23 protein-coding genes and 3 tRNA genes are annotated in these 24,601 nt (G+C 54.9%); 17 read left to right on the forward strand and 9 right to left on the reverse strand.

Annotation, left to right across the window (positions count from 1 at the left end; all coding sequences use genetic code 11):
- Window positions 1-48 precede the first annotated feature (48 nt).
- On the forward strand, window positions 49-285 hold the full coding sequence (locus N7E69_RS11705; protein ID WP_000941876.1) for a DUF1435 domain-containing protein: 237 nt from the start codon (window positions 49-51) through the stop codon (window positions 283-285).
- A 31-nt stretch (window positions 286-316) separates the two neighbouring features.
- Here the strand turns inward: N7E69_RS11705 and N7E69_RS11710 are convergent.
- The 4 genes from N7E69_RS11710 to rsmC form a co-directional block, all read right to left on the reverse strand.
- Window positions 317-403, reverse strand: a tRNA-Leu gene (locus N7E69_RS11710).
- Between the two features lie 31 nt (window positions 404-434).
- A tRNA-Leu gene (locus tag N7E69_RS11715) sits at window positions 435-521 on the reverse strand.
- A gap of 27 nt (window positions 522-548) precedes the next feature.
- Window positions 549-635, reverse strand: a tRNA-Leu gene (locus N7E69_RS11720).
- Window positions 636-825: 190 nt separating this feature from the next.
- The gene (rsmC, locus tag N7E69_RS11725; RefSeq protein WP_001272276.1) at window positions 826-1,854 is read right to left on the reverse strand and encodes a 16S rRNA (guanine(1207)-N(2))-methyltransferase RsmC; all 1,029 of its coding nucleotides are present in this window, start codon (window positions 1,852-1,854) and stop codon (window positions 826-828) included.
- A 102-nt stretch (window positions 1,855-1,956) separates the two neighbouring features.
- Between rsmC and N7E69_RS11730 the strand changes: the two genes are divergently transcribed.
- From N7E69_RS11730 to N7E69_RS11765, 8 genes are all read left to right on the forward strand, one after another.
- Complete coding sequence (locus tag N7E69_RS11730) at window positions 1,957-2,394, forward strand: DNA polymerase III subunit psi (protein WP_000203996.1); 438 nt, start codon at window positions 1,957-1,959, stop codon at window positions 2,392-2,394.
- A complete protein-coding gene (rimI, locus tag N7E69_RS11735) occupies window positions 2,339-2,785 on the forward strand; it encodes a ribosomal protein S18-alanine N-acetyltransferase (RefSeq protein ID WP_001092431.1) in 447 nt (148 codons plus the stop codon). The genes N7E69_RS11730 and rimI overlap by 56 nt, the downstream gene beginning before the upstream one ends.
- A 21-nt stretch (window positions 2,786-2,806) precedes the next feature.
- The gene (yjjG, locus tag N7E69_RS11740; RefSeq protein ID WP_000870686.1) at window positions 2,807-3,484 is read left to right on the forward strand and encodes a pyrimidine 5'-nucleotidase; all 678 of its coding nucleotides are present in this window, start codon (window positions 2,807-2,809) and stop codon (window positions 3,482-3,484) included.
- 91 nt (window positions 3,485-3,575) lie between these two features.
- Entirely contained in the window at window positions 3,576-5,165 is a 1,590-nt protein-coding gene (gene prfC / locus N7E69_RS11745; protein ID WP_000175965.1) for a peptide chain release factor 3, read from the forward strand.
- Window positions 5,166-5,566: 401 nt separating this feature from the next.
- Entirely contained in the window at window positions 5,567-6,184 is a 618-nt protein-coding gene (gene osmY, locus N7E69_RS11750) for a molecular chaperone OsmY (RefSeq protein WP_000178963.1), read from the forward strand.
- Window positions 6,185-6,312: 128 nt separating this feature from the next.
- Window positions 6,313-6,474 (forward strand): DUF1328 domain-containing protein, encoded by a 162-nt coding sequence (locus tag N7E69_RS11755; RefSeq protein WP_000490276.1) that lies wholly within the window; start codon window positions 6,313-6,315, stop codon window positions 6,472-6,474.
- Window positions 6,475-6,597: 123 nt separating this feature from the next.
- A complete protein-coding gene (locus N7E69_RS11760; RefSeq protein WP_001575401.1) occupies window positions 6,598-7,671 on the forward strand; it encodes a patatin family protein in 1,074 nt (357 codons plus the stop codon).
- Window positions 7,668-8,441: a metal-dependent hydrolase gene (locus N7E69_RS11765; RefSeq protein WP_000119005.1), complete on the forward strand. Its 774-nt coding sequence runs from the start codon at window positions 7,668-7,670 to the stop codon at window positions 8,439-8,441. Before N7E69_RS11760 ends, N7E69_RS11765 begins: the two co-directional genes overlap by 4 nt.
- Before the next feature lie 32 nt (window positions 8,442-8,473).
- Here the strand turns inward: N7E69_RS11765 and N7E69_RS11770 are convergent, their stop codons facing one another.
- Complete coding sequence (locus N7E69_RS11770; RefSeq protein ID WP_001064947.1) at window positions 8,474-9,337, reverse strand: YjjW family glycine radical enzyme activase; 864 nt, start codon at window positions 9,335-9,337, stop codon at window positions 8,474-8,476.
- A complete protein-coding gene (locus tag N7E69_RS11775; RefSeq protein ID WP_001111670.1) occupies window positions 9,309-10,859 on the reverse strand; it encodes a YjjI family glycine radical enzyme in 1,551 nt (516 codons plus the stop codon). Before N7E69_RS11775 ends, N7E69_RS11770 begins: the two co-directional genes overlap by 29 nt.
- Before the next feature lie 259 nt (window positions 10,860-11,118).
- Between N7E69_RS11775 and deoC the strand changes: the two genes are divergently transcribed.
- From deoC to yjjJ, 5 genes are all read left to right on the forward strand, one after another.
- Window positions 11,119-11,898 (forward strand): deoxyribose-phosphate aldolase, encoded by a 780-nt coding sequence (deoC, locus tag N7E69_RS11780; protein WP_001519713.1) that lies wholly within the window; start codon window positions 11,119-11,121, stop codon window positions 11,896-11,898.
- Between the two features lie 123 nt (window positions 11,899-12,021).
- Window positions 12,022-13,344 carry a thymidine phosphorylase gene (gene deoA, locus N7E69_RS11785; RefSeq protein ID WP_000477838.1) on the forward strand — a complete coding sequence of 441 codons (1,323 nt, stop codon included), beginning with the start codon at window positions 12,022-12,024 and terminating at the stop codon, window positions 13,342-13,344.
- 51 nt (window positions 13,345-13,395) lie between these two features.
- Window positions 13,396-14,619, forward strand: a complete 1,224-nt coding sequence (deoB, locus tag N7E69_RS11790; protein ID WP_000816456.1) for a phosphopentomutase — start codon at window positions 13,396-13,398, stop codon at window positions 14,617-14,619.
- 209 nt (window positions 14,620-14,828) lie between these two features.
- Window positions 14,829-15,548, forward strand: coding sequence for a purine-nucleoside phosphorylase (gene deoD, locus N7E69_RS11795; protein ID WP_000224865.1), 720 nt, complete (start codon window positions 14,829-14,831; stop codon window positions 15,546-15,548).
- 178 nt (window positions 15,549-15,726) lie between these two features.
- The gene (gene yjjJ / locus N7E69_RS11800) at window positions 15,727-17,055 is read left to right on the forward strand and encodes a type II toxin-antitoxin system HipA family toxin YjjJ (protein ID WP_001275365.1); all 1,329 of its coding nucleotides are present in this window, start codon (window positions 15,727-15,729) and stop codon (window positions 17,053-17,055) included.
- A 4-nt stretch (window positions 17,056-17,059) separates the two neighbouring features.
- Here yjjJ and lplA read toward each other — a convergent pair whose 3' ends face one another.
- Together lplA and N7E69_RS11810 are read right to left on the reverse strand one after the other, a co-directional pair.
- Entirely contained in the window at window positions 17,060-18,076 is a 1,017-nt protein-coding gene (gene lplA, locus N7E69_RS11805; RefSeq protein ID WP_000209763.1) for a lipoate--protein ligase LplA, read from the reverse strand.
- A gap of 33 nt (window positions 18,077-18,109) precedes the next feature.
- The gene (locus N7E69_RS11810; RefSeq protein WP_000090068.1) at window positions 18,110-18,754 is read right to left on the reverse strand and encodes a YtjB family periplasmic protein; all 645 of its coding nucleotides are present in this window, start codon (window positions 18,752-18,754) and stop codon (window positions 18,110-18,112) included.
- Window positions 18,755-18,870: 116 nt separating this feature from the next.
- On the opposite strand from N7E69_RS11810, the gene serB reads away from it, so the two are divergent.
- The 3 genes from serB (at window position 18,871) to nadR (ending at window position 22,688) form a co-directional block, all read left to right on the forward strand.
- Complete coding sequence (gene serB / locus N7E69_RS11815; protein ID WP_001132983.1) at window positions 18,871-19,839, forward strand: phosphoserine phosphatase; 969 nt, start codon at window positions 18,871-18,873, stop codon at window positions 19,837-19,839.
- A gap of 83 nt (window positions 19,840-19,922) precedes the next feature.
- Entirely contained in the window at window positions 19,923-21,305 is a 1,383-nt protein-coding gene (gene radA / locus N7E69_RS11820) for a DNA repair protein RadA (RefSeq protein ID WP_001029720.1), read from the forward strand.
- 150 nt (window positions 21,306-21,455) lie between these two features.
- Window positions 21,456-22,688 (forward strand): multifunctional transcriptional regulator/nicotinamide-nucleotide adenylyltransferase/ribosylnicotinamide kinase NadR, encoded by a 1,233-nt coding sequence (gene nadR, locus N7E69_RS11825; RefSeq protein WP_001519486.1) that lies wholly within the window; start codon window positions 21,456-21,458, stop codon window positions 22,686-22,688.
- A gap of 117 nt (window positions 22,689-22,805) precedes the next feature.
- Here the strand turns inward: nadR and ettA are convergent, their stop codons facing one another.
- Entirely contained in the window at window positions 22,806-24,473 is a 1,668-nt protein-coding gene (gene ettA / locus N7E69_RS11830) for an energy-dependent translational throttle protein EttA (RefSeq protein ID WP_000046770.1), read from the reverse strand.
- Window positions 24,474-24,601 lie beyond the last annotated feature (128 nt).

A 24,601-nucleotide genomic window follows, 5' to 3' on the forward strand; every position in this document is an offset into this window, starting at 1 on the left:
ATATATCATATGATATTGGTTATCATTATCAATTCCAGAGGTGAAACCATGTTGCAGCGGACGTTAGGCAGCGGATGGGGCGTATTATTGCCTGGAGTGATTATCGTTGGACTGGCGTTTATCGGCCTGTCAGCTGATGCGCTGAAGCTGTTGATTGTATCAGGATTGCTACTGTCTGCGCTGATGTTGTATCACAAACAATTACGGCATTTTGTACTGCTGCCATCGTGTATAGCGCTTATTGGCGGCATGATGTTGGCAATGATGAACTGGAATCAGGGATGAAAATGAAGAGACAAAGGAAGGATAAGATAATTGGTGCGAGGGGGGGGACTTGAACCCCCACGTCCGTAAGGACACTAACACCTGAAGCTAGCGCGTCTACCAATTCCGCCACCTTCGCACAGTTATCTTACTTTTTGATATCGCCTCGTTGGTGCGAGGGGGGGGACTTGAACCCCCACGTCCGTAAGAACACTAACACCTGAAGCTAGCGCGTCTACCAATTCCGCCACCTTCGCCCAGTGCGAGCAATATCAACGTGGTTTTGGTGCGAGGGGGGGGACTTGAACCCCCACGTCCGTAAGGACACTAACACCTGAAGCTAGCGCGTCTACCAATTCCGCCACCTTCGCATACCATCGATTCTTGAAAAGAATCACTACCACGGAGGCGCATTCTAGTGGTTTTCAGCTATTCGTCAATAGTTAATTGCATGGGATAGATTGATTGCTGCAAAAATGGGCGCGAGACGTAGGTTGGATAAGACGCTTTGCGTCGCCATCCGGCACATGCAACCAGATGGCGCTGCGCTTATCAGGCCAACTATTTCTTCGCCTGACGGGTCATCACGGTACGATAAACCTTAAAGCGCCCGGTTTGCGCGATGACTTCATGGAAGCCAAAAGTCTCATCCAGAATCTTAGGATAGGGCAGAAAGGCGTTCGCCACGATGCGTAACTCCCCGCCGCTGTTCAGATGGCGCACTGCGCCGCGAATGAGCGTTTGCGCCGCATCGAGGCTGGTTTGCATTCCGTCGTGGAACGGCGGGTTGGAGATGATCATGTCAAAACGTCCTTTGACTTCCGAAAAGACGTTGCTGGCGAATACCTCGCCTTCAAGACCATTAGCGGCAAGCGTGGCGCGGCTGGCTTCCACCGCCGGAGCGCTGACGTCACACAGCGTCAGGCGCACTTTCGGCGAATGGCTGGCCAGCGCGGCGGAAAGCACGCCAGCGCCGCAGCCGACATCCAGCACTTTACCTTTGGTGTGCGGCGTCAGCGTAGACAGCAGCAGTTGGCTACCAACATCCAGTCCGTCGCGGCTGAATACGCCCGGCAACGTTTTGATGGTCAGCCCGTCGATGTTGTACTCGGCCCACCAGGATTCAAGACTAAACTGCGGCTGCTTTTCCAGACGGCCATGGTAAAGGCCGCAACGTCGCGCGCTATCTACTTTGTTCAGCGGCGCATAGTCCGCCAGCATCGGTTCGGCGCTACGCACGCCGCTGCGGTTTTCTCCCACGACGAAAACATCGACGCCCGACGGCATCAGCGACAAAATATTCATCAACTGGAACTGCGCTTCGGGTTTATTTTTCGGCCAGTAGTAGATCAGCGTATCGCAGTCGGCGACATCGCTGGCTTGCGCGACCAGGCTAAAACGGACGTTATCGCCCATCTGGCGGCTTAATACCTGCCAGTGGTGAAACTGTTGCGTATGCGCGCGGCTGGCGGCGCATTCAAAGCGCGCGGGCAGGTCATCCTGCAAATCTCCGGCAAAAAGAATACGGCTTTGTTCGAAATCATCACTGTGGCGCAGCAAGACTTCACTTGCCGGGGTAAAAGCAGACATGGAATGCTCCTTAATTCAGACTGGCGGCGATTATAGTAGTTTGATGGCGGAGATTCGACAGATTTGCTATATTTGCGCCCCTGATTACAGGAGCGTTTCGCTATGACATCCCGACGAGACTGGCAGTTACAGCAACTGGGTATTACGCAGTGGGCGCTGCGACGTCCTGGCGCGCTACAGGGCGAGATTGCGATTTCCCTTCCCGCGCACGTTCGTCTGATCGTGGTTGCAGAGGAATTACCCGCGCTGAACGAGCCGCTAATGCGCGATATTTTACGCGCGTTGACCGTGAGTCCCGATCAGGTTTTACCCCTGGCGCCTGAGCGCGTCGCCATGCTGCCGCAGGGCAGCCGTTGTAATAGCTGGCGGTTAGGAACTGACGCGCCGCTCCAACTCGAAGGCGCTCAGGTCACGACGCCGGCGTTTAATGAACTCCGGGCAAACCCGGCGGCACGCGCCGCACTATGGCAACAAATCTGCGAACATGAACACGATTTCTATCCTCAGCACGACCGATCTCCCCGCAGCCTGGCAGATTGAGCAACGCGCTCATGCGTTTCCGTGGAGCGAAAAAACGTTTTTCGGCAACCTGGGTGAACGGTATCTCAACCTTAAGCTGACCGCTGATGACAGAATGGCCGCGTTTGCCATTACACAGGTGGTGCTGGACGAAGCGACGCTGTTCAATATTGCCGTCGATCCGGATTTTCAGCGTCGGGGGCTGGGGCGTATGCTGCTTGAGCATCTGATTGATGAACTGGAAAAACGTGGGGTTGTAACGCTATGGCTGGAGGTACGCGCCTCTAACGCTGCCGCCATCGCGCTGTATGAAAGTCTGGGGTTTAACGAGGCGACGATTCGCCGCAATTACTATCCCACGGCACAAGGGCATGAGGACGCCATCATCATGGCGTTACCGATAAGCATGTAATAAAAGAGGCAAGGTGTAATGATGAAGTGGGACTGGATTTTCTTTGATGCCGATGAAACGCTGTTTACGTTTGATTCTTTCACCGGCTTACAGCGGATGTTCCTTGACTATAGCGTCACCTTTACCGCTGAGGATTTCCAGGATTACCAGGCCGTGAATAAGCCGCTATGGGTAGATTATCAGAACGGCGCGATTACCTCATTACAATTGCAGCACGCGCGTTTTCAAAGTTGGGCTGAACGGCTAAACGTTGCGCCGGGGCTGCTGAATGACGCTTTTATTAGTGCGATGGCGGAGATCTGTTCTCCTTTGCCGGGCGCCGTTTCGCTACTTAATGCGATTCGCGGGCAGGCTAAAATCGGTATTATTACTAACGGTTTTACCGCGCTACAACAAACTCGTCTGGAGCGCACCGGGCTGCGCGAGTATTTCGATCTGCTGGTGATTTCCGAGCAGGTTGGCGTCGCGAAGCCCGATCCGAAAATCTTTAACTACGCCCTGGAGCAGGCGGGGAATCCTGACCGCTCGCGCGTATTAATGGTTGGCGATACCGCGGAATCCGATATTCTTGGCGGCATTAACGCCGGGCTGTCGACCTGCTGGCTTAACGCGCATCATCGCGAGCAGCCCGCGGGTATTCATCCAACCTGGACTGTGGCGTCATTAAGCGAACTGGAGCAGCTCCTGTGTAAACACTGATTGCCTCCCCCAGGTTGATGGGTAAAATAGCCGCATTTTTCGTATTCAACATGCGTGGTCAAACGCCGCGCTTACTCAAGAAGATTTGACTATGACGTTGTCTCCTTATTTGCAAGAGGTGGCCAAACGCCGCACTTTTGCCATTATTTCTCACCCGGACGCCGGTAAAACCACCATTACCGAAAAAGTGTTGCTGTTCGGACAGGCGATTCAGACCGCCGGTACGGTAAAAGGCCGTGGCTCCAGCCAACATGCAAAATCTGACTGGATGGAGATGGAAAAACAGCGTGGTATCTCCATCACCACCTCGGTGATGCAGTTCCCATATCACGACTGTCTGGTGAACCTGCTGGACACCCCGGGGCACGAAGACTTCTCCGAAGATACCTACCGTACCCTGACGGCGGTGGACTGCTGTCTGATGGTGATCGACGCCGCAAAAGGCGTTGAAGACAGGACTCGTAAGCTGATGGAAGTTACCCGTCTGCGCGATACGCCGATCCTGACCTTTATGAACAAACTCGACCGTGACATCCGCGACCCGATGGAGCTGCTGGATGAAGTGGAAAATGAGCTGAAAATCGGCTGCGCGCCGATCACCTGGCCGATTGGCTGCGGCAAGCTGTTTAAGGGCGTTTATCACCTTTATAAAGATGAAACTTATCTGTATCAGACCGGTAAGGGCCACACCATTCAGGAAGTGCGCATCGTTAAAGGGCTGAATAACCCGGATCTGGACGCCGCCGTCGGTGAAGACCTGGCGCAACAGCTGCGCGACGAGCTGGAACTGGTGCAGGGCGCGTCTAACGAGTTTGATGAAGAGCTGTTCCTGGCAGGGGAAATTACCCCGGTATTTTTCGGTACCGCGCTGGGTAACTTTGGCGTTGACCATATGCTGGATGGTTTAGTGGCGTGGGCGCCCGCGCCGATGCCGCGTCAAACCGATACCCGCACAGTGGAAGCCTCGGAAGAGAAATTCACCGGTTTTGTCTTTAAAATTCAGGCCAATATGGACCCGAAACACCGCGACCGCGTGGCGTTTATGCGCGTGGTTTCCGGTAAGTATGAGAAGGGCATGAAGTTACGCCAGGTCCGTACCGGCAAAGATGTGGTGATTTCCGACGCGTTAACATTTATGGCGGGCGATCGTTCGCACGTTGAAGAAGCGTACCCGGGCGATATTTTGGGTCTGCATAACCACGGCACCATTCAGATCGGCGATACCTTCACCCAGGGCGAGATGATGAAGTTTACCGGTATCCCGAACTTTGCGCCGGAACTGTTCCGTCGTATTCGCCTGAAAGATCCGCTCAAGCAGAAGCAGCTACTGAAAGGGCTGGTGCAGCTTTCTGAAGAGGGGGCGGTTCAGGTATTCCGTCCCATCTCCAACAACGATCTGATTGTCGGCGCCGTGGGCGTTTTGCAGTTTGACGTTGTTGTCGCGCGCCTGAAAAGCGAATACAACGTTGAGGCGATTTATGAATCCGTCAACGTGGCGACGGCGCGCTGGGTGGAAAGCGCCGATGCGAAGAAATTCGAAGAGTTTAAGCGTAAGAATGAAACGCAGCTGGCGCTGGATGGCGGCGACAACCTCACCTATATCGCCCCCACGATGGTTAACCTGAACCTGACCCAGGAACGTTACCCTGACGTTCAGTTCCGTAAAACGCGCGAACACTGATCCCTTTCCGGGCGCGGCATCCGCCGCGCCTTCGTACTTTCCCTGCCTTTTTAACCGCTTACGGAATGTTCTTAAATCCCGCGTTTTTTCTCCGATCTGCCTGTTTTTTATACGCACCGACAAGCGATTTTAAAATTGTGATCTATATTTAACAAAGTGATGACATAAATGTCGGCTTTAATGCCTGTTCAATGCGTGAATATGAGAGCTTAAAGCTGAGATTTGTTTCAGTCACGATATTAATAACTGAAACGGAAGGGTGGCAGGCGACGCGTCGTTACAAATTCACGAATGTGATGCCAGTCATTGACTTCAGAAACCGGTGAGTTTCACCGCATTCAGCAATGCAACCTCGTGTTGCCTGAGCTCAAATTACGAGCAAACTATACAGGACAAAATCGATGACTATGACAAGACTGAAGATTTCTAAAACTCTGCTGGCCGTAATGTTGACCTCTGCTGTTGCGACAGGTTCTGCCTTTGCAGAAAACGCAACAACGGACAAGGCGCAAAGCGGAACCGAAACCGCAGGGCAAAAAGTCGATAGCTCTATGAATAAAGTCGGTAACTTCATGGATGACAGCGCCATCACTGCGAAAGTAAAAGCTGCGCTGGTAGACCATGACAATATTAAAAGCACCGATATTTCTGTCGAAACCAATCAGAAAGTCGTCACCCTGAGCGGCTTTGTAGAAAGCCAGGCGCAGGCTGAAGCCGCCGTGAAAGTGGCGAAAGGCGTAGAAGGCGTGACCTCCGTTAGCGACAAACTTCACGTTCGCGACAATAAAGAAGGTTCCGTGAAAGGCTATGCCGGCGATACGGCCACGACCAGTGAAGTCAAAGCCAAGTTGCTGGCGGACGATCTTGTCCCTTCCCGTAAAGTGAAAGTAGAAACGACCGATGGCGTCGTACAGCTCTCCGGTACCGTTGAAACTCAGGAACAAAGCGACCGCGCTGAAAGCATCGCGAAAGCCGTTGATGGCGTAAAAAGTGTTAAAAACGATCTGAAAGTTCAGTAATTCGTCGTAATTCGTCCTCCCGACGTTTGTCGGGAGGCGTAATGTGCACCACACTAAAAATATCGCGAATGAGTAGCCTGAGCGCTCATATTTAGCGGTCGACATTAACTATGGTAAAGGAGAGGCTTATGTTTCGTTGGGGCATTATATTTCTGGTTATCGCGTTAATTGCCGCCGCATTGGGTTTTGGTGGACTGGCTGGTACGGCTGCCGGCGCGGCGAAAATCGTCTTCGTCGTCGGGATCGTGCTCTTCCTAGTCAGCCTGTTCATGGGCCGTAAACGACCCTAGCAGGCATCTGTAAAGATATATTGCTATCAAGCCAGTCCAGCGGACTGGCTTTTACGGTTTTAGCCGTTAACGTTTTGCGTTACCTTGTCAGCCTGGAAAAAAATGAAAAATAGGAAGGCAGAGGTGGGCCAGCGAATACCGGTTACGCTCGGCAATATTGCGCCGTTATCATTAACACCGTTCCGGCCAGGCCGTATGGCGCTGGTCTGTGAGGGCGGGGGGCAGCGGGGTATCTTTACCGCAGGCGTGCTGGATGAGTTTATGCGTGCGCAGTTTAATCCTTTCCATCTCTACTTCGGCACATCAGCCGGTGCGCAAAATCTCTCGGCGTATCTCTGCAACCAGCCCGGCTACGGGCGTAAAGTCATTATGCGCTATACCACCAGGCGCGAATTTTTTTATCCGCTGCGATTTGTACGCGGAGGAAACCTTATCGACCTCGACTGGCTGGTGGAATCCACCGCCGCCCGGATGCCGCTGCAAATGGATACCGCAGCGCGCCTGTTTGACAGCGGAAAATCCTTTTATATGTGCGCCTGCCGGGGGGATGATTACACGCCGGGCTATTTCTCGCCGACAAAACAAAACTGGCTTGATATCATTCGCGCCTCCAGCGCCATACCGGGTTTCTACCGTACCGGCGTTACGTTAGAGGGCATCAACTATCTGGACGGTGGCATTAGCGACGCCATTCCGGTTCAGGAGGCGGCAAAGCGGGGGGCGAAAACCATTGTGGTGATCCGCACCGTACCCTCGCAAATGTATTACACGCCGCAGTGGTTTAAGCGTATGGAGCGCTGGCTGGGAGAGAGCAGTCTACAGCCGTTGGTCAACCTGGTGCAGCATCATGAAACGTCCTACAGCGCGATCCAACAATTTATTGAAAAGCCGCCGGGTAAGCTGCGGATCATTGAAATTTATCCGCCGAAACCGCTGCACAGCATGGCGCTGGGCAGCCGTATCCCGGCGCTGCGTGAGGATTACAAAACCGGGCAATTATGCGGGCGTTATTTCCTTGCCACCGTTGGTAAATTGCTCGCCGCAACGCCGCCTCTCTTGCGCCATTCGTCGCGGATTGCCGTGCCGGAAACGGTGGTCGTGCCTCCGGCGCCGGTGGCCAATGATACGCATGTGGCGGAGGTCATTAGCGCGCCGCAGGCAAACGACACCACATTTACCGACGAGGATCTGGCGTGAGCTGGCGCTTTATCGATACGCATTGCCATTTTGATTTCCCGCCCTTTACGGGCGATGAGCGCGCCAGTATTCAGCGTGCCTGTGAGGCGGGCGTTGAAAAAATCATCGTGCCGGCGACCGAGGCGGCTCACTTTCCCCGCGTGCTGGCGCTGGCGGCGCGTTTCCCGTCGCTTTATGCTGCGCTGGGATTACACCCCATTGTGATTGAGCGTCATGCCGATGACGATCCTGATAAGCTGCAACAAGCGCTGGCGCAACAACAGAACGTCGTGGCGGTAGGCGAGATCGGGCTCGATCTTTATCGCGACGATCCGCAGTTTGCCAGGCAAGAGCGATTTTTAGACGCGCAACTGCAACTGGCAAAACGCTACGATCTGCCGGTGATCCTGCACTCGCGGCGCACGCATGACAAACTGGCGATGCACTTAAAGCGCCAGGATCTGCCGCGAACCGGTGTGGTGCATGGTTTTGCCGGCAGTCTGCAGCAGGCCGAACGCTTTGTGCGACTGGGCTATAAAATCGGCGTCGGCGGCACCATCACCTACCCGCGCGCCAGTAAAACCCGTGATGTTATGGCGCGGTTGCCGCTGGACGCGCTGTTGCTGGAGACCGATGCGCCGGATATGCCGCTAAAGGGGTTTCAGGGGCAGCCGAACCGCCCGGAGCAGGCGGCGCGCGTATTTGATGCGCTCTGCGAATTACGTCCGGAGCCCGCAGAGGTGATAGCCGATACGCTGTATCGCAATACCATTACCTTGTTTCGGCTCTGATGGCATCGCAGCCGCCGTCCGGCAGGCGACGCTTACAAATATAGCGCCGGCAAAATCAGCTTCGCCACCCCACGCGCGCGCAATCCGTCAGCCAGCCGTTCCACCTCTTGCGGCGTCGCGCCTGGCCAGGCCTTCGCTTCGCCATAGACGCCATGCGCATGAAAGGCATTCAAACGCACCGGAACCTCGCCCAGCGAAGTAATAAACGCCGCCAGTGAATCAATATGCGCCGCATAGTCCACCTGATTCGGGATAACCAGCAACCGCAGCTCCGCCAGTTTTCCCCGCGCAGCAAGAAAGCGGATACTGTGCTTAATATGCGTGTTATCACGTCCGGTCAGACGGTGATGACACTCGCTCTTCCAGGCTTTCAGATCGAGCATTACGCCGTCGCAAACCGGCAGTAGTTTTTGCCAGCCGGTCTCGCTTAACTGACCATTACTGTCCACCAGACAGGTCAGCCGTTGTAACTGCGGATCGGCTTTGATCGCCGTAAATAGCGCCACAATAAACGGTAATTGCGTGGTCGCCTCTCCGCCGCTGACGGTAATACCTTCAATAAACAGCGATGCTTTACGAATATGACGCAGCACATCGTCAACGCTCATGGTCTGCGCCATTGGCGTTGCCTGCTGTGGGCACATTTTCAGGCAGGTATCGCACTGCTCGCAGACGTCCGACCGCCATACCACTTTCCCGCCATCAACGCTGAGGGCGTGATGCGGACACTGCGATACGCATTCCCCGCAGTCGTTACAGCGTCCCATCGTCCACGGGTTATGGCAATTCTTGCAGCGCAAATTGCAGCCCTGTAAGAATAATGCCAGGCGGCTGCCTGGCCCATCGACGCAGGAAAACGCAATGATCTTACTGACTAAAGCGCATCTGTTGTTCATGGCTGACTACGCGTGGCTGTCGTTCCAGGATGCGGGTATTACGTGCGGCTTCTTCTCCCGGCCAGGTGGTATTCGTGCGCGAGCCTTCGGCGCGAAATTTCGCCAGATCCGACAGGCGCACCATATAACCGGTGACGCGCACCAGATCGTTGCCGCTGACATTGGCAGTAAATTCCCGCATCCCGGCTTTGAACGCGCCAAGACAAAGCTGAACCAGCGCCTGCGGATTACGCTTGATGGTTTCGTCCAGCGTCAGAATGTCGCTGATCCCGGCATGGTAAAAGGCATGGTGCGGCGCGACGGTTTGCAAATGGGTGATAGGGTCCGGTTCATCGCCATACGGCAGACGCGCGCCCGGCGTAGTGCCGATATCGGAACTGATGCCAGACTGGGCATGGAGCAGCGCCCGTTGCTTCCAGCCATACTTCACTGGCGTATTTTCGACGAAATCCGCCAGTTGGGCGCTGATACGGTAGCCCAGCTCGTTCGCCGTTTCATTCTTGCCGTAACGGGCGTTCAGGCCCGCGTTTTCGCACAGCAGATTCACGGCTTCCGCCAGCCCGTACATACCGAACATCGGCGCAAAACGTTCGGGATCGATCAAACCTTCCTGTACAAGAAAGCTATTCTCAAAGAAATGTGACTTTTCATAGAGGAATTCACATCGTGAATTAATGATGGCGATCTGCTGTCGGCAGTAGTGCGGTAGCGTGCGTGAAAAGAAGTCATCGACAGACGTACTGCGTTCTGCCACGGCTTTCAGGTTGAGACGTACCAGCGTACTGCCGCCGCCGCCAAGCGGTAGCGAGTTATAACAACTGACGATGCCATAATGCCCTTTTGTGAAAATTTTATCATTTACAGGGCCGTTGGAAATGTGTGGCTTACTGCATTCGCAAATGTTTTTGGCGACCTCCAGCAGCAGATCGTCCGGCGTAATTTCCGCATCGTAGATAAACGTCAGGTTAGGCGTCACCTGCTTTAGCTCGGCATCAGCGCGCAAAATCGCTCGTGTGACAGGCGTATCGGCAGGGCCAATATTGGCATGCATAAAGGCGTCTGGCAGCGTTCTGTCGAGATAACGCCAGAAACGTTTTATTCGAATATCGATCGCATCTTGTGTTATAATTCTAACATATGGTTGCAGCAACGCATCAAGCTGGCCGAGATAAACCGGCATGGACGTCACGGAAGGAACGTGATGATACAGAATGGTGAGTAGGGATAACGCATCATCCAGATCTTTCGCGCCTTCCAGTTCCAGCCACTGTGAACCGTTAGCCAGAAATCGGGCGTAATCGGGCAACACGTAGCGCGGTTTGAAGGGGGCGTGCCCCTCAAACATATCGCAAATGACACCTTCATCCAGCGCCTGGCGGGCATCTTCCGGCAGGGGGGGATAAGGCAGGGCGTTTTCAGCTTCCAGCGCCAGAAAATGGCGTTTTTGTTCAGGCGTGAGCACCGGGCTGGTCACAATTTGCTGGCAACGCTGCTGGAGCGCAGTTTCGCATGAGGCAGGCATCTTCGTTTCCTCTTTATGCCGGGACGATGCGCTATTGTAGAAAATGGCGGCAAACCGACTTTGATCCTGATGCGCTTATCGCTCGAAGAACAGACGGTGACGGCGGGATAATTTGATTCAGATCTCATTACAGTAATGCAAATTTGTACGTAGTTTTCATTAACTGTGATGTATATCGAAGTGTAAACGCGAGTGAATGTTAGAATATTAACAGACTCGCAAGGTGAAATTTTATACGGCAATGCCGTTGGAGAATGTCATGACTGATTTAAAAGCAAGCAGCCTGCGTGCGCTCAAACTGATGGATCTGACCACTCTGAACGATGACGACACCAATGAAAAAGTGATCGCGTTGTGTCATCAGGCAAAAACTCCGGTCGGGAATACGGCGGCGATTTGTATTTACCCGCGTTTTATCCCGATTGCGCGTAAAACTCTGAAAGAACAAGGTACGCCGGACATCCGCATTGCAACGGTGACTAACTTCCCGCATGGCAATGATGACATCGATATTGCGCTGGCGGAAACCCGTGCGGCGATCGCCTACGGCGCTGACGAAGTGGACGTGGTATTCCCGTACCGCGCGTTGATCGCCGGTAACGAGCAGGTGGGTTTTGACCTGGTAAAAGCCTGTAAAGACGCTTGTGCCGCAGCGAACGTATTGCTGAAAGTGATCATCGAAACTGGCGAGCTGAAAGAAGAGGCGCTGATTCGTAAAGCCTCTGAAATCTCCATTAAAGCCGGTGCGGATTTCATCAAAACCTCTACCGGTAAAGTGCCGGTAAACGCTACGCCGGAAAGCGCGCGCATCATGATGGAAGTGATCCGCGACATGGGCGTTTCCAAAACCGTTGGCTTCAAACCGGCGGGCGGCGTACGTACGGCGGAAGACGCGCAGAAATTCCTCGCGATTGCAGACGAACTGTTTGGCGCTGACTGGGCAGATTCTCGTCACTACCGCTTTGGCGCATCCAGCCTGCTGGCAAGCCTGCTGAAAGCGCTGGGTCACGGCGACGGTAAGAGCGCCAGCAGCTACTAAGCTCTGATTTGCCGGATGGCGCTGCGCTTATCCGGCCTACAAATCCAGGCCTGTAGGCCGGATAAGGCGTTAGCCGCCATCCGGCGATGTAAGCCTTCTACTCTTTTCCCTCAGGAGGGTACCGTGTTTCTCGCACAAGAAATTATTCGTAAAAAGCGTGATGGTCATGCGTTGAGTGACGAAGAAATTCGTTTCTTTATTAATGGTATTCGTGACAATACTATCTCTGAAGGGCAGATTGCCGCCCTGGCGATGACCATCTTCTTCCACGATATGACCATGCCGGAGCGTGTTTCGCTGACCATGGCGATGCGGGATTCCGGTACTGTCCTTGACTGGAAAAGCCTGAATCTCAATGGCCCGATTGTCGATAAGCATTCGACCGGCGGCGTAGGGGACGTGACGTCTCTGATGTTGGGGCCAATGGTAGCGGCCTGCGGCGGTTATGTGCCGATGATCTCCGGTCGCGGTCTCGGACATACCGGCGGTACGCTCGACAAACTGGAAGCGATCCCGGGCTTCGACATCTTCCCGGACGACAACCGTTTCCGCGAAATTATTCAAGACGTGGGTGTGGCGATTATTGGGCAAACCAGCTCGCTTGCACCGGCGGACAAACGTTTTTACGCCACCCGCGATATTACCGCGACGGTGGACTCTATTCCGCTGATCACTGGTTCCATCCTCGCCAAGAAACTGGCCGAAGGGCTGGATGCGCTGGTAATGGACGTCAAAGTCGGCAGTGGCGCGTTTATGCCAACCTATGAACTTTCTGAAGCCCTTGCTGAAGCGATTGTTGGCGTGGCAAACGGCGCGGGAGTTCGCACTACGGCTTTGTTAACCGATATGAACCAGGTGCTGGCTTCGAGCGCCGGTAACGCGGTGGAAGTGCGTGAAGCCGTGCAGTTCCTGACCGGAGAATACCGCAATCCGCGCTTGTTTGACGTTACCATGGCGCTATGCGTGGAGATGCTGATCTCCGGCCAGCTGGCGAAAGACGACGCCGAAGCGCGTGCGAAATTACAGGCGGTGCTGGATAACGGTAAAGCGGCAGAAGTCTTTGGTCGTATGGTGGCCGCGCAGAAAGGGCCAAGCGATTTCGTTGAGAACTACGATAAATACTTGCCGACCGCCATGTTGAGCAAAGCGGTATATGCTGATACCGAAGGGTTTATCAGCGCAATGGATACGCGTGCGCTGGGGATGGCGGTCGTCTCGATGGGCGGCGGCCGTCGTCAGGCGTCAGATACCATTGATTACAGCGTTGGCTTTACCGACATGGCCCGTCTGGGCGACAGCATCGACGGGCAGCGCCCGCTGGCGGTGATTCATGCCAAAGACGAAGCCAGTTGGCAGGAAGCGGCGAAGGCCGTCAAAGCGGCAATTATCCTTGACGATAAAGCGCCAGCAAGCACACCTTCGGTCTATCGTCGAATTACTGAATAGTTGTATACTGATCTGATCAATTATTTTTGAAGCACTAAGTACGGAGAAGATATGAAACGTGCATTTATTATGGTGCTGGACTCATTCGGCATCGGCGCTACTGAAGACGCGGATCGTTTTGGCGACGTAGGTTCCGACACTCTGGGCCACATCGCAGAAGCTTGCGCCAAAGGCGAAGCTGACAATGGCCGTAAAGGCCCGTTGAATCTGCCTAACCTGACTCGTCTGGGGCTGGTGAAAGCGCATGAAGGCTCTACCGGTAAAATTGCCGCCGGCATGGACGGCAACGCGGACGTTATTGGCGCATACGCATGGGCGCACGAACTGTCCTCCGGCAAAGATACGCCGTCAGGCCACTGGGAAATCGCCGGTGTGCCGGTACTGTTCGACTGGGGCTATTTCAGCGACCACGAAAACAGCTTCCCGCAGGAACTGCTGGATAAGCTGGTGAAACGCGCCAACCTGCCGGGCTATCTCGGTAACTGCCACTCTTCCGGCACCGTTATTCTGGACCAGCTCGGCGAAGAGCACATGAAAACCGGCAAGCCGATTTTCTACACCTCCGCTGACTCCGTGTTCCAGATTGCCTGCCACGAAGAGACCTTTGGCCTGGATAAACTCTACGAGCTGTGCGAAATCGCCCGTGAAGAGCTGACCGTAGGCGGCTATAACATTGGCCGCGTGATCGCGCGTCCGTTTATCGGCGACAAGGCCGGTAACTTCCAGCGTACCGGTAACCGTCACGACCTGGCCGTTGAACCGCCAGCGCCGACCGTGCTGCAGAAACTGGTCGATGAAAAACAGGGCCACGTGGTGTCCGTCGGTAAGATTGCCGACATCTACGCCAACTGCGGCATCACTAAGAAAGTGAAAGCGACCGGTCTGGACGCGCTGTTCGACGCGACCCTCAAAGAGATGAAAGAAGCGGGCGATAAAACCATCGTTTTCACTAACTTCGTTGACTTCGACTCTTCCTGGGGCCACCGTCGCGACATCGCGGGCTACGCCGCAGGTCTGGAGCTGTTTGACCGCCGTCTGCCGGAGCTGATGGAGCTGGTGGGTGAAGATGACATTCTGATCCTGACCGCTGACCACGGCTGTGACCCGAGCTGGACCGGTACTGACCATACCCGTGAGCACATTCCGGTGCTGATCTACGGTCCGAAAGTCAAACCGGGCTCTTTAGGTCACCGTGAAACCTTCGCGGATATCGGCCAGACGCTGGCGACCTACTTTGGCACATCGCCGATGGACTACGGTAAAAACATGCTGTGATACCTGTTGTCTTTCGCGCTGTAGATGCGTTGACTTCATTCGCTCACCCCGGTCACATAGTTAATCTATGCTCCCGGGGATTCACGAATTCGTCGCCTTCCTGCAACGCGAAATCCTTAGGGTATTTCACTGTTTTGACACACGTTTTGTAGGCCTGATAAGGCGTAGCCGCCATCAGGCAATAACAACAAATTTAAAGGGAACTGAAGATGGCAACTCCACATATTAATGCAGAAATGGGTGATTTCGCTGACGTCGTATTGATGCCGGGCGACCCGCTGCGTGCGAAGCACATTGCTGAGACTTTCCTCGAAGATGTTCGCGAAGTGAACAACGTTCGCGGCATGTTAGGTTTCACCGGGACTTACAAAGGACGTAAGATCTCCGTGATGGGCCACGGTATGGGTATCCCGTCCTGCTCCATCTACACCAAAGAGCTGATCACCGATTTCGGCGTGAAGAAAATCATTCGCGTCGGCTCCTGCGGCGCTGTGCGCATGGACGTCAAACTGCGCGACGTGGTGATCGGTATGGGTGCCTGCACCGACTCCAAAGTGAACCGTATCCGCTTTAAAGATCATGACTTTGCGGCTATCGCTGACTTCGACATGGTACGTAACGCAGTTGATGCGGCAAAAGCGCTGGGCGTTGACGCGCGCGTAGGCAACCTGTTCTCCGCTGACCTGTTCTACTCTCCGGACGGCGAAATGTTCGACGTGATGGAAAAATATGGCGTACTGGGCGTAGAGATGGAAGCGGCGGGTATCTACGGCGTTGCGGCTGAATTTGGCGCGAAAGCGCTGACTATCTGCACCGTGTCCGACCATATCCGTACCCACGAGCAGACCACTGCCGCTGAGCGACAGACGACCTTCAACGACATGATCAAAATCGCGCTGGAATCTGTGCTGCTGGGCGACCAGGAGTAAGCAGCAAATCGACCCGGACGAGGTGCGTCAAGGCCTGGTCCGGGTAATGCCAGCGTTATATCCACTCTCTTCTGATAATCTATTCATCTTTCCTCTCGCTCTCTCTTTGTTTGTATTGACAATCAAAGGGCTGTGTCCTTAAATCCATTCAAGTATCTATTCATTAATCTATTCATCTATGAGCGCATTAACCGATTTGCTCTTACAGGGGCCGAGTTCCGCCGCTGAATTAAGATCATCGCTGGCCGTTAGTCAGGCGACGTTCTCTCGTCTGGTTTCCGCGCATCAGGACGTCATCCAGTTTGGTAAAGCTCGTGCTACGCGCTACGCGCTTGTTCGGCCTGTTCGCGGCGTCGCGGCCTTTCCCCTCTGGCAGGTCAATGCACAAGGACAGGCCGCTAAGTTTGGCGTTCTTTATCCGTGTTGGCCTCAGGGGAGTTGCCTGGTTGCGCTTGATACAGGTGAATGGCAATGGTTTGACAGCCTGCCATGGTATCTGACCGATCTTAGGCCACAAGGATTCCTTGGGAGAGCCTGGGGAAGGACCGTGGCTGGGTATGCGCATCTGCCTGATGACATCCGGTTGTGGCAAGAGGATGAAGTCCTGTATGCGCTGCGGGCGTATCAGGGTGAAAATGCGGGCGGCTGGATCGTGGGTGAGGAGAATTACCAGCGTTGGGTGACCGCGCCGGATGCGACGGCGATTACGCAGTCCGAAAAACTCAATCGCTATCAGCAATTGGCGGAAGACGCGCTCGCAGGTGAGGTCATCGGCTCTTCAGCTGGTGGTGAGCAGCCTAAATTTGCCTGTTTTGCAGAAACAAGATGGGGCAATCAGAACGTACTGGTGAAATTCAGCGCGCGTGCAAGGAACACCGTTTCTGAACGCTGGAGCGACCTCTTGATTGCCGAGTCCATCGCATTAGCCGTGCTTTCTGCCGCCAGCATCAACGCCAGCTTAGCCACGGCTATTTGCAGCGAGGGAGGACAGGTCTTTCTGGAAAGCATTCGCTTCGACTGCACCGGGATACGTGGTCGTCGGCAAATTGTTTCCCTGGAGGCGTTGCAAGGCGAGTATGCATCTTCGCCAGGCATCTGGCCGGTGGTCACGCATCGGCTTGCCGGGCAGGGCATTATAGATGCTGTTGCCCATCAGCAAATTGAGAAAATTTGGGCGTTTGGTCGGCTTATCGCCAACAGCGATATGCATGCGGGTAACCTCTCGTTTTATTACTCCGATGCCCCGATGGCGCTCGCGCCTGTCTATGATATGTTGCCGATGGCTTACGCTCCGGCGGCATCGGGCATGTTGCGCTACGCGCCTGTCGACATTCGTGTGGAGGCCACAATCGATAAGAAAGCGTGGGAATTTGCCTTGCCGTTGGCCGAGCGCTTTTGGGTGCTGGTCGCTGATGATAAACGCATCAGCGCGGGCTTTCAGGAGATTGCCCGCGCGATGGTGGGAAAATTGAAGTTAGCCGCGCAGACCATCGGGCGGCTGGCGTAGACGCTTAGCGTACAGCTTGAGCCATCCACGCAGCCAGTTCCCGCAGCTCACCTTTCTGAGCCGGGAATTCAGCAATTAAAGATTCGCAGGCCTGCTCCAACACATCCACTCGATACTGGCAGCCTTGTAAACGCTCGCCTAAGGCTTCCAGCGGTGCCGGGTTCAGGCTATCGGTAAACACCTGCGCACGGGTAATCACACCTTTCTCGACGTCAAAATGCAGCTCGACGCCGCCCCAGGTGAAACGTTCGTCCAGTAGATGGCTGAACGCCGGTGCCTGGCCGAAATTCCACTCCCAACTGCTCTGGCGCGCAAAGGTTTCGGCAAAATTCGGCAGATCCGGCGTTTTATCCGGTGAAATCACTTCCGCGTCGACGCGTTCGCCGTAATGGGCGAAAAAGGCTTCCGTCACCGCCTGGCAGACCTGTTCATGGGTGATACCCGGTAATAGCTCGGTAAGATTGGCCACGCGGGAGCGAACGGAGGTGATTCCTTTCGCCGCAAGCTTCTTTTTATCGGGATTCAGATAGTTTGCCAGACGGCTGAGGTCTGCATTCAGCAGCAGCGTACCGTGATGGAAGCCGCGATCTTTGGTTTCGCGATAGGCTGAACCGGAGACTTTGCGATCGCCGTCCGGCGTTTTTACGACCAGATCGTTGCGTCCCGAAGCATCGGCCATGACCCCCAGCGAATTCAGCGCCGCGAGCACAATATGGGTGGAGATGGTTTTATCGTATTCCGGTTTACCAGCCATAAAGGTAAAGCAGGTATTACCGAGGTCATGGAATACCGCGCCGCCGCCGCTGCTACGGCGGGCCAGACGGACATTATCTTCTTCCATACGCCGCGTATTACACTCTTTCCACGGGTTTTGCGCGCGTCCAATGACCACCGTATCCGCGTTGCGCCACAGGAACAGCACGCGCTGGGTGGCGGGCATCTGGCGGAAAATGCACTCCTCGACCGCCAGGTTAAACCAGGGATCGTAAGAGTCAGAAATAAGCAGGCGTAATGTTGTCATGGTGGTTTTCCTTACCTTTATTAAGCCGTCATTTTACTCTTTTTCCTCACGCTCTTCCTCTTCCGGAACAGGCTTGCTGGCCGTTAACAGGAAGGGCGACTGCTGCCAGCGGGTGCGTTTACCTTGTAGCAAGGTGCGCGTCAGCACCACGCCTATCGCCAGCGAGAGTAGCAGCATCAGGCGTAGAATGTTGGTGGTGTTATCGACCTGCTTTGCTTCGGTGGCCAGCGTGTGGGTATCCAGCGTTAGACGCAGGTAGCCCAATGGGCCGTTTTTCCCCTGGATAGGCTCGACAATTTGTTGGTTAAAATAGCTGCCCGCTTTTTTGCCATCCAGCGCCAGCCTGTCGCGCACATTGACGCTTTCGCCAGCGCGAGTAATAAGATCGCCCTGTTCATCATAGACGCCGGCATCCAGAATACGGCTCTCTTGCGTGAGCTGACGCAGCACGGCGTTGATGCGATTTTCATCCGGTGTTTCGCTGCGCATCAGCGGGACGATGTTGAGCGTCACCTGGCGCGCCAGCGTGCGGGCCAGCTCTTCCAGCTGCGGGTTGCGCTGTCGCTGGTGGTTTTGACTAAACCAGGACGCGCCCTGCATAAGCGCGACGAGCAGTGTGAGACAGAACAATACAATGACTGCACGATGCAGCCGAAATTTCAGTTTTGCGCGAGCCATATTCCACCTGCTGAAAATTTGAGGCTTAATGTTGCCAGAAGCGATGGTTACAAGGTAGCCTCATGCGTTATTTTCCGCGGGGCGGTTACCGGCCTGAACGATTTACAGGAGCTTTAATGCCTAACATTACCTGGTGCGATCTGCCTGAAGATGTCTCTTTATGGCCTGGTTTGCCTCTTTCTTTAAGCGGCGACGAGGTGATGCCTCTGGATTACCATGCAGGCCGCAGCGGTTGGCTGCTGTATGGGCGCGGGCTGGATAAGCAGCGTTTAACTCAATATCAGACCAAACTGGGCGCCGCAATGGTGATTGTCGCCGCCTGGTGCGTGGAGGATTATCAGGTCATTCGTCTGGCGGGGTCGCTGACGCCGCGTGCGACGCGGCTGGCGCATGAGGCGCAGTTGGATGTCGCGCCGCTGGGTAAAATTCCGCATCTGCGCACGCCGGGGCTGCTGGTCATGGATATGGATTCCACGGCGATCCAAATTGAGTGCATTGATGAAATCGCGAAGCTGGCCGGTACCGGTGAGAAGGTGGCTGAAGTGACGGAGCGCGCGATGCGCGGCGAGCTTGATTTTACCGCCAGCCTGCGCAGCCGCGTGGCGACGCTGAAAGGCGCGGATGCCGATATTTTGCGCCAGGTGCGCGGGAATCTGCCGCTAATGCCAGGATTAACGCAGTTGGTGCTAAAACTGGAAGCGCTTGGCTGGAAAATTGCTATCGCCTCCGGCGGCTTCACTTTCTTCGCCGACTATCTGCGTGACCAGCTACGCCTGACGGCGGCGGTCGCCAATGAGCTGGAGATCATGGACGGTAAATTTACCGGTCACGTTATCGGCGATATTGTGGATGCTGAGTATAAAGCCAATACCTTGCTTCGTCTGGCGCAAGAGCATGATATCCCGCTGGCGCAGACGGTGGCGATTGGCGACGGCGCTAACGATCTGCCAATGATCAAAGCGGCAGGGTTAGGTATTGCCTTCCATGCCAAGCCAAAAGTAAACGAAAAGACGGAGATTACGATCCGCCACGCTGACCTGATGGGCGTGTTTTGCATTCTCTCCGGCAGCATGAACCAGAAATGATTAACCTGCCCAATGGCAAGGCGACCGTAGGCCGGATAAGCGCCAGCGCCATCCGGCAACAGCGTTAACGAAAGAGGTAAAACGTGGCAAAAGCTCCAAAACGCGCCTTTGTTTGTAATGAATGTGGTGCCGATTACCCACGCTGGCAGGGGCAGTGCAGCGCCTGCCAGGCCTGGAACACCATTACTGAGGTGCGCCTTGCCGCGTCGCCGACGGTGGCGCGTAACGAACGTCTGAGCGGATACGCCGGCAGTGCGGGCGTATCAAAAGTGCAGAAACTGTCTGACATCAGTCTTGAGGAACTGCCGCGCTTTTCTACCGGTTTTAAAGAGTTTGACCGCGTGCTGGGCGGCGGGGTGGTACCCGGCAGCGCCATTTTGATTGGCGGTAATCCCGGCGCGGGCAAATCAACGTTGCTACTGCAAACGCTGTGCAAGCTCGCCGAGCAGATGAAAACGCTGTACGTCACCGGCGAAGAGTCGCTACAGCAGGTGGCGATGCGCGCGCACCGTCTCGGCCTGCCGACCGCTAATCTGAATATGCTGTCGGAAACCAGCATCGAACAAATTTGCCTGATTGCCGAAGAAGAACAGCCGAAACTGATGGTGATCGACTCCATACAGGTGATGCATATGGCGGACATCCAGTCGTCGCCGGGCAGTGTCGCCCAGGTCCGCGAAACGGCAGCCTACCTGACGCGCTTCGCCAAAACGCGCGGCGTGGCGATCGTGATGGTCGGCCACGTCACCAAAGACGGGTCGCTGGCGGGGCCGAAAGTGCTGGAACACTGTATCGATTGCTCAGTATTGCTCGACGGCGACGCCGATTCTCGTTTTCGCACGCTGCGCAGCCACAAAAACCGCTTTGGCGCAGTCAATGAGCTGGGCGTCTTCGCCATGACCGAACAGGGGTTGCGCGAAGTGAGCAATCCGTCCGCCATCTTTTTAAGCCGCGGCGATGAGGTCACTTCCGGCAGTTCAGTGATGGTCGTCTGGGAAGGCACGCGACCGTTGCTGGTGGAGATTCAGGCGCTGGTCGATCACTCGATGATGGCGAACCCCAGACGCGTGGCGGTCGGTCTGGAACAAAACCGTCTGGCTATCCTGCTGGCGGTGCTGCACCGACACGGCGGTCTGCAAATGTCGGATCAGGACGTCTTCGTCAACGTGGTCGGCGGCGTGAAAGTCACCGAAACCAGCGCGGATCTGGCTTTACTGCTGGCGATGGTCTCCAGCTTGCGTGACAGGCCGTTGCCGCAGGATCTGGTGGTGTTTGGCGAAGTGGGGCTGGCAGGCGAGATTCGTCCGGTGCCGAGCGGGCAGGAGCGTATTTCCGAGGCGGCGAAACACGGCTTTCGTCGGGCGATTGTGCCTGCCGCCAACGTACCGAAAAAGCCGCCGGAAGGAATGCAGGTGTTCGGTGTTAAAAAGCTCGCAGATGCGTTAAGCGTGTTTGACGACTTATAATTCTCTGTATGTAGTGATGTTGTATAATTTGCCGGATGGCGATGCAATGCGTCTTATCCGGCCTACGGATTGATACGGATTGATGTTGTAGGCCTGATAAGCAAAGCGCCGTCAGGCAGTGTTATGCGATTTTTCCAGCAGGAGGCTCTTGTGTCATCGTTCGACTATCTCAAAACCGCGATTAAGCAGCAAGGTTGCACTCTGCAACAGGTGGCTGACGCCAGCGGTATGACCAAGGGGTATCTGAGTCAGTTACTTAACGCCAAAATCAAAAGCCCCAGCGCGCAAAAACTGGAGGCGCTACACCGTTTTCTCGGGCTGGAGTTTCCCCGCCGACAGAAAAACATTGGCGTGGTGTTCGGTAAATTTTATCCATTGCATACCGGACACATCTACTTGATCCAGCGCGCCTGTAGCCAGGTGGATGAGTTGCATATCATTATGGGATATGACGATACGCGCGACCGCGGGCTGTTTGAGGATAGCGCCATGTCGCAGCAGCCCACCGTGTCGGATCGCCTGCGCTGGTTGCTGCAAACCTTCAAATACCAAAAAAATATTCGCATCCACGCCTTTAATGAAGAGGGGATGGAGCCTTATCCGCATGGCTGGGACGTCTGGAGCAACGGCATTAAAGCGTTTATGGCAGAGAAGGGAATACAGCCGAGCTGGATCTACACTTCCGAAGAGGCTGATGCGCCGCAGTATCTTGAGCATTTAGGGATTGAGACGGTGCTGGTCGATCCTGAACGCACGTTTATGAATATCAGCGGGGCGCAAATCCGCGAAAATCCGTTTCGTTACTGGGAATATATTCCTACAGAAGTGAAGCCGTTTTTCGTGCGTACCGTCGCGATTCTGGGCGGGGAATCAAGCGGCAAGTCTACGCTGGTCAATAAGCTCGCCAATATTTTTAATACCACCAGCGCCTGGGAATATGGCCGCGACTATGTTTTTTCGCATCTGGGCGGCGATGAGATGGCGTTACAGTATTCCGACTACGATAAAATTGCGCTGGGCCATGCGCAATATATTGATTTCGCAGTGAAATATGCGAATAAAGTGGCGTTTATCGATACCGATTTCGTCACCACCCAGGCATTTTGCAAAAAATACGAAGGGCGCGAGCATCCCTTTGTCCAGGCGCTGATCGACGAGTATCGCTTCGACCTGGTGATTTTGCTGGAGAATAATACGCCGTGGGTAGCTGACGGACTGCGAAGCCTGGGCAGTTCAGTGGATCGTAAAGCGTTCCAGAGCCTATTGGTCGAGATGCTGAAAGAGAACAACATTGAGTTCGTTCACGTTAAAGAGGCTGATTACGATGGCCGCTTTTTGCGCTGTGTGGAACTGGTGAAAGAGATGATGGGCGAGCAGGGATAAGAACCAATGCCTGATGCGACGCTTACCGCGTCTTATCAGGCCTACAGTTTCACAACGTATTGGAATCGCTGGTTTTGTAGGCCGGGTAAGCGCAAGCGCCACCCGGCATTCAGACGTTTATTTGGCAATACGCTTGTACTTGATACGCTTCGGCTCCAGCGCCTCGGCGCCCAGCGTGCGTTTCTTGTACTCTTCGTATTCGGTAAAGTTGCCTTCGAAGAATTCCACCTTACCTTCATCCTGATAATCCAGAATGTGGGTGGCGATACGGTCAAGGAACCAACGGTCGTGCGAGATAACCATCGCGCAGCCAGGGAACTCCAGCAGGGCGTTTTCCAGCGCGCGCAGGGTTTCGATATCCAGGTCGTTCGTCGGTTCGTCGAGCAGCAGGACGTTACCGCCCACCTGCAGCAGCTTCGCCAGATGCAAACGACCGCGCTCACCGCCGGACAGTTCGCCAACGCGTTTGCCCTGATCGACGCCTTTGAAGTTGAAGCGGCCTACATAGGCGCGGCTTGGCATTTCAGTGTTGCCGATCTTCATGATATCCAGCCCGCCGGACACTTCTTCCCAGACGGTTTTGCTGTTGTCCATCGCGTCGCGGAACTGATCGACCGAGGCCAGCTTGACGGTTTCACCCAGCGTAATGGTGCCGCTATCAGGCTGCTCCTGACCGGACATCATGCGGAACAGGGTCGATTTACCCGCGCCGTTTGGCCCGATGATCCCGACGATAGCGCCTTTCGGTACCGAGAAGCTCAGGTCATCGATCAGTACGCGGTCGCCGTAGGATTTACGCAGGTTGCTGACTTCAATGACTTTGTCGCCCAGACGCGGTCCTGGTGGAATAAACAGTTCGTTGGTTTCGTTACGTTTCTGATACTCAACGCTGTTCAGTTCTTCAAAGCGAGCCAGACGCGCCTTACCTTTCGACTGACGGCCTTTCGCGCCCTGACGCACCCACTCCAGCTCTTTCTCAATGGATTTACGGCGCGCCGCTTCGGCAGACGCTTCCTGCGCCAGACGCTGATCTTTCTGCTCCAGCCAGGAGGAGTAGTTGCCTTCCCACGGAATACCTTCGCCGCGGTCAAGTTCCAGAATCCAGCCGGCGACGTTATCGAGGAAGTAACGGTCGTGGGTAATCGCCACGACGGTACCTTCGAAGTCGTGCAGGAAACGTTCCAGCCACGCAACAGATTCGGCATCCAGGTGGTTGGTGGGTTCGTCGAGCAGCAGCATGTCCGGCTTTTCCAGCAACAGACGGCACAGCGCCACGCGACGGCGCTCGCCGCCGGACAGTTTTTCGACTTTGGCATCCCAGTCCGGCAGACGCAGAGCGTCAGCTGCGCGCTCAAGCTGCACGTTCAGATTATGACCGTCGTGCGCCTGGATAATCTCTTCAAGCCGGCCCTGCTCTGCGGCCAGCTTGTCGAAGTCGGCATCCGGATCGGCGTACAGCGCGTACACTTCATCCAGACGTTTGAGGGCGTTAACCACTTCCGAAACGGCCTCTTCAATCGACTCGCGTACCGTGTGTTCCGGGTTTAGCTGAGGTTCCTGCGGCAGGTAGCCAATCTTAATGCCGGGCTGCGGGCGCGCTTCGCCCTCGATATCTTTATCGAGACCCGCCATGATGCGCAGCAGGGTAGACTTACCGGCGCCGTTAAGGCCCAGCACGCCGATTTTGGCGCCAGGGAAGAAGCTCAGCGAGATGTTTTTCAGAATATGACGTTTCGGCGGAACCACTTTGCCGACACGATGCATGGTATAAACGAATTGAGCCACGTTGGACTTCGCCTCTATGTTTATCGTGATGGTGAATAGATGTCAAAGGCGAAGTGTAGCCTTTTTCCCTGCCTAAGCCCAGCCAGCAGATCGCACTCGCAATAAAAGTAAAAAAGTGTCCGTAACGT

Source organism: Salmonella sp. 3C, assembly GCF_025426275.1.
Classification (GTDB): Bacteria; Pseudomonadota; Gammaproteobacteria; order Enterobacterales; family Enterobacteriaceae; genus Salmonella; species Salmonella enterica.

Coding starts and splice junctions, on each gene's coding strand:
- N7E69_RS11705 (WP_000941876.1), top strand. CDS start 49: ATGTTGCAGCGGACGTTAGGCAGCGGATGGGGCGTATTATTGCCTGGA.
- rsmC (WP_001272276.1), bottom strand. CDS start 1,854: ATGTCTGCTTTTACCCCGGCAAGTGAAGTCTTGCTGCGCCACAGTGAT.
- N7E69_RS11730 (WP_000203996.1), top strand. CDS start 1,957: ATGACATCCCGACGAGACTGGCAGTTACAGCAACTGGGTATTACGCAG.
- rimI (WP_001092431.1), top strand. CDS start 2,339: ATGAACACGATTTCTATCCTCAGCACGACCGATCTCCCCGCAGCCTGG.
- yjjG (WP_000870686.1), top strand. CDS start 2,807: ATGAAGTGGGACTGGATTTTCTTTGATGCCGATGAAACGCTGTTTACG.
- prfC (WP_000175965.1), top strand. CDS start 3,576: ATGACGTTGTCTCCTTATTTGCAAGAGGTGGCCAAACGCCGCACTTTT.
- osmY (WP_000178963.1), top strand. CDS start 5,567: ATGACTATGACAAGACTGAAGATTTCTAAAACTCTGCTGGCCGTAATG.
- N7E69_RS11755 (WP_000490276.1), top strand. CDS start 6,313: ATGTTTCGTTGGGGCATTATATTTCTGGTTATCGCGTTAATTGCCGCC.
- N7E69_RS11770 (WP_001064947.1), bottom strand. CDS start 9,337: ATGAACAACAGATGCGCTTTAGTCAGTAAGATCATTGCGTTTTCCTGC.
- N7E69_RS11775 (WP_001111670.1), bottom strand. CDS start 10,859: ATGCCTGCCTCATGCGAAACTGCGCTCCAGCAGCGTTGCCAGCAAATT.
- deoC (WP_001519713.1), top strand. CDS start 11,119: ATGACTGATTTAAAAGCAAGCAGCCTGCGTGCGCTCAAACTGATGGAT.
- deoB (WP_000816456.1), top strand. CDS start 13,396: ATGAAACGTGCATTTATTATGGTGCTGGACTCATTCGGCATCGGCGCT.
- deoD (WP_000224865.1), top strand. CDS start 14,829: ATGGCAACTCCACATATTAATGCAGAAATGGGTGATTTCGCTGACGTC.
- yjjJ (WP_001275365.1), top strand. CDS start 15,727: ATGAGCGCATTAACCGATTTGCTCTTACAGGGGCCGAGTTCCGCCGCT.
- lplA (WP_000209763.1), bottom strand. CDS start 18,076: ATGACAACATTACGCCTGCTTATTTCTGACTCTTACGATCCCTGGTTT.
- N7E69_RS11810 (WP_000090068.1), bottom strand. CDS start 18,754: ATGGCTCGCGCAAAACTGAAATTTCGGCTGCATCGTGCAGTCATTGTA.
- serB (WP_001132983.1), top strand. CDS start 18,871: ATGCCTAACATTACCTGGTGCGATCTGCCTGAAGATGTCTCTTTATGG.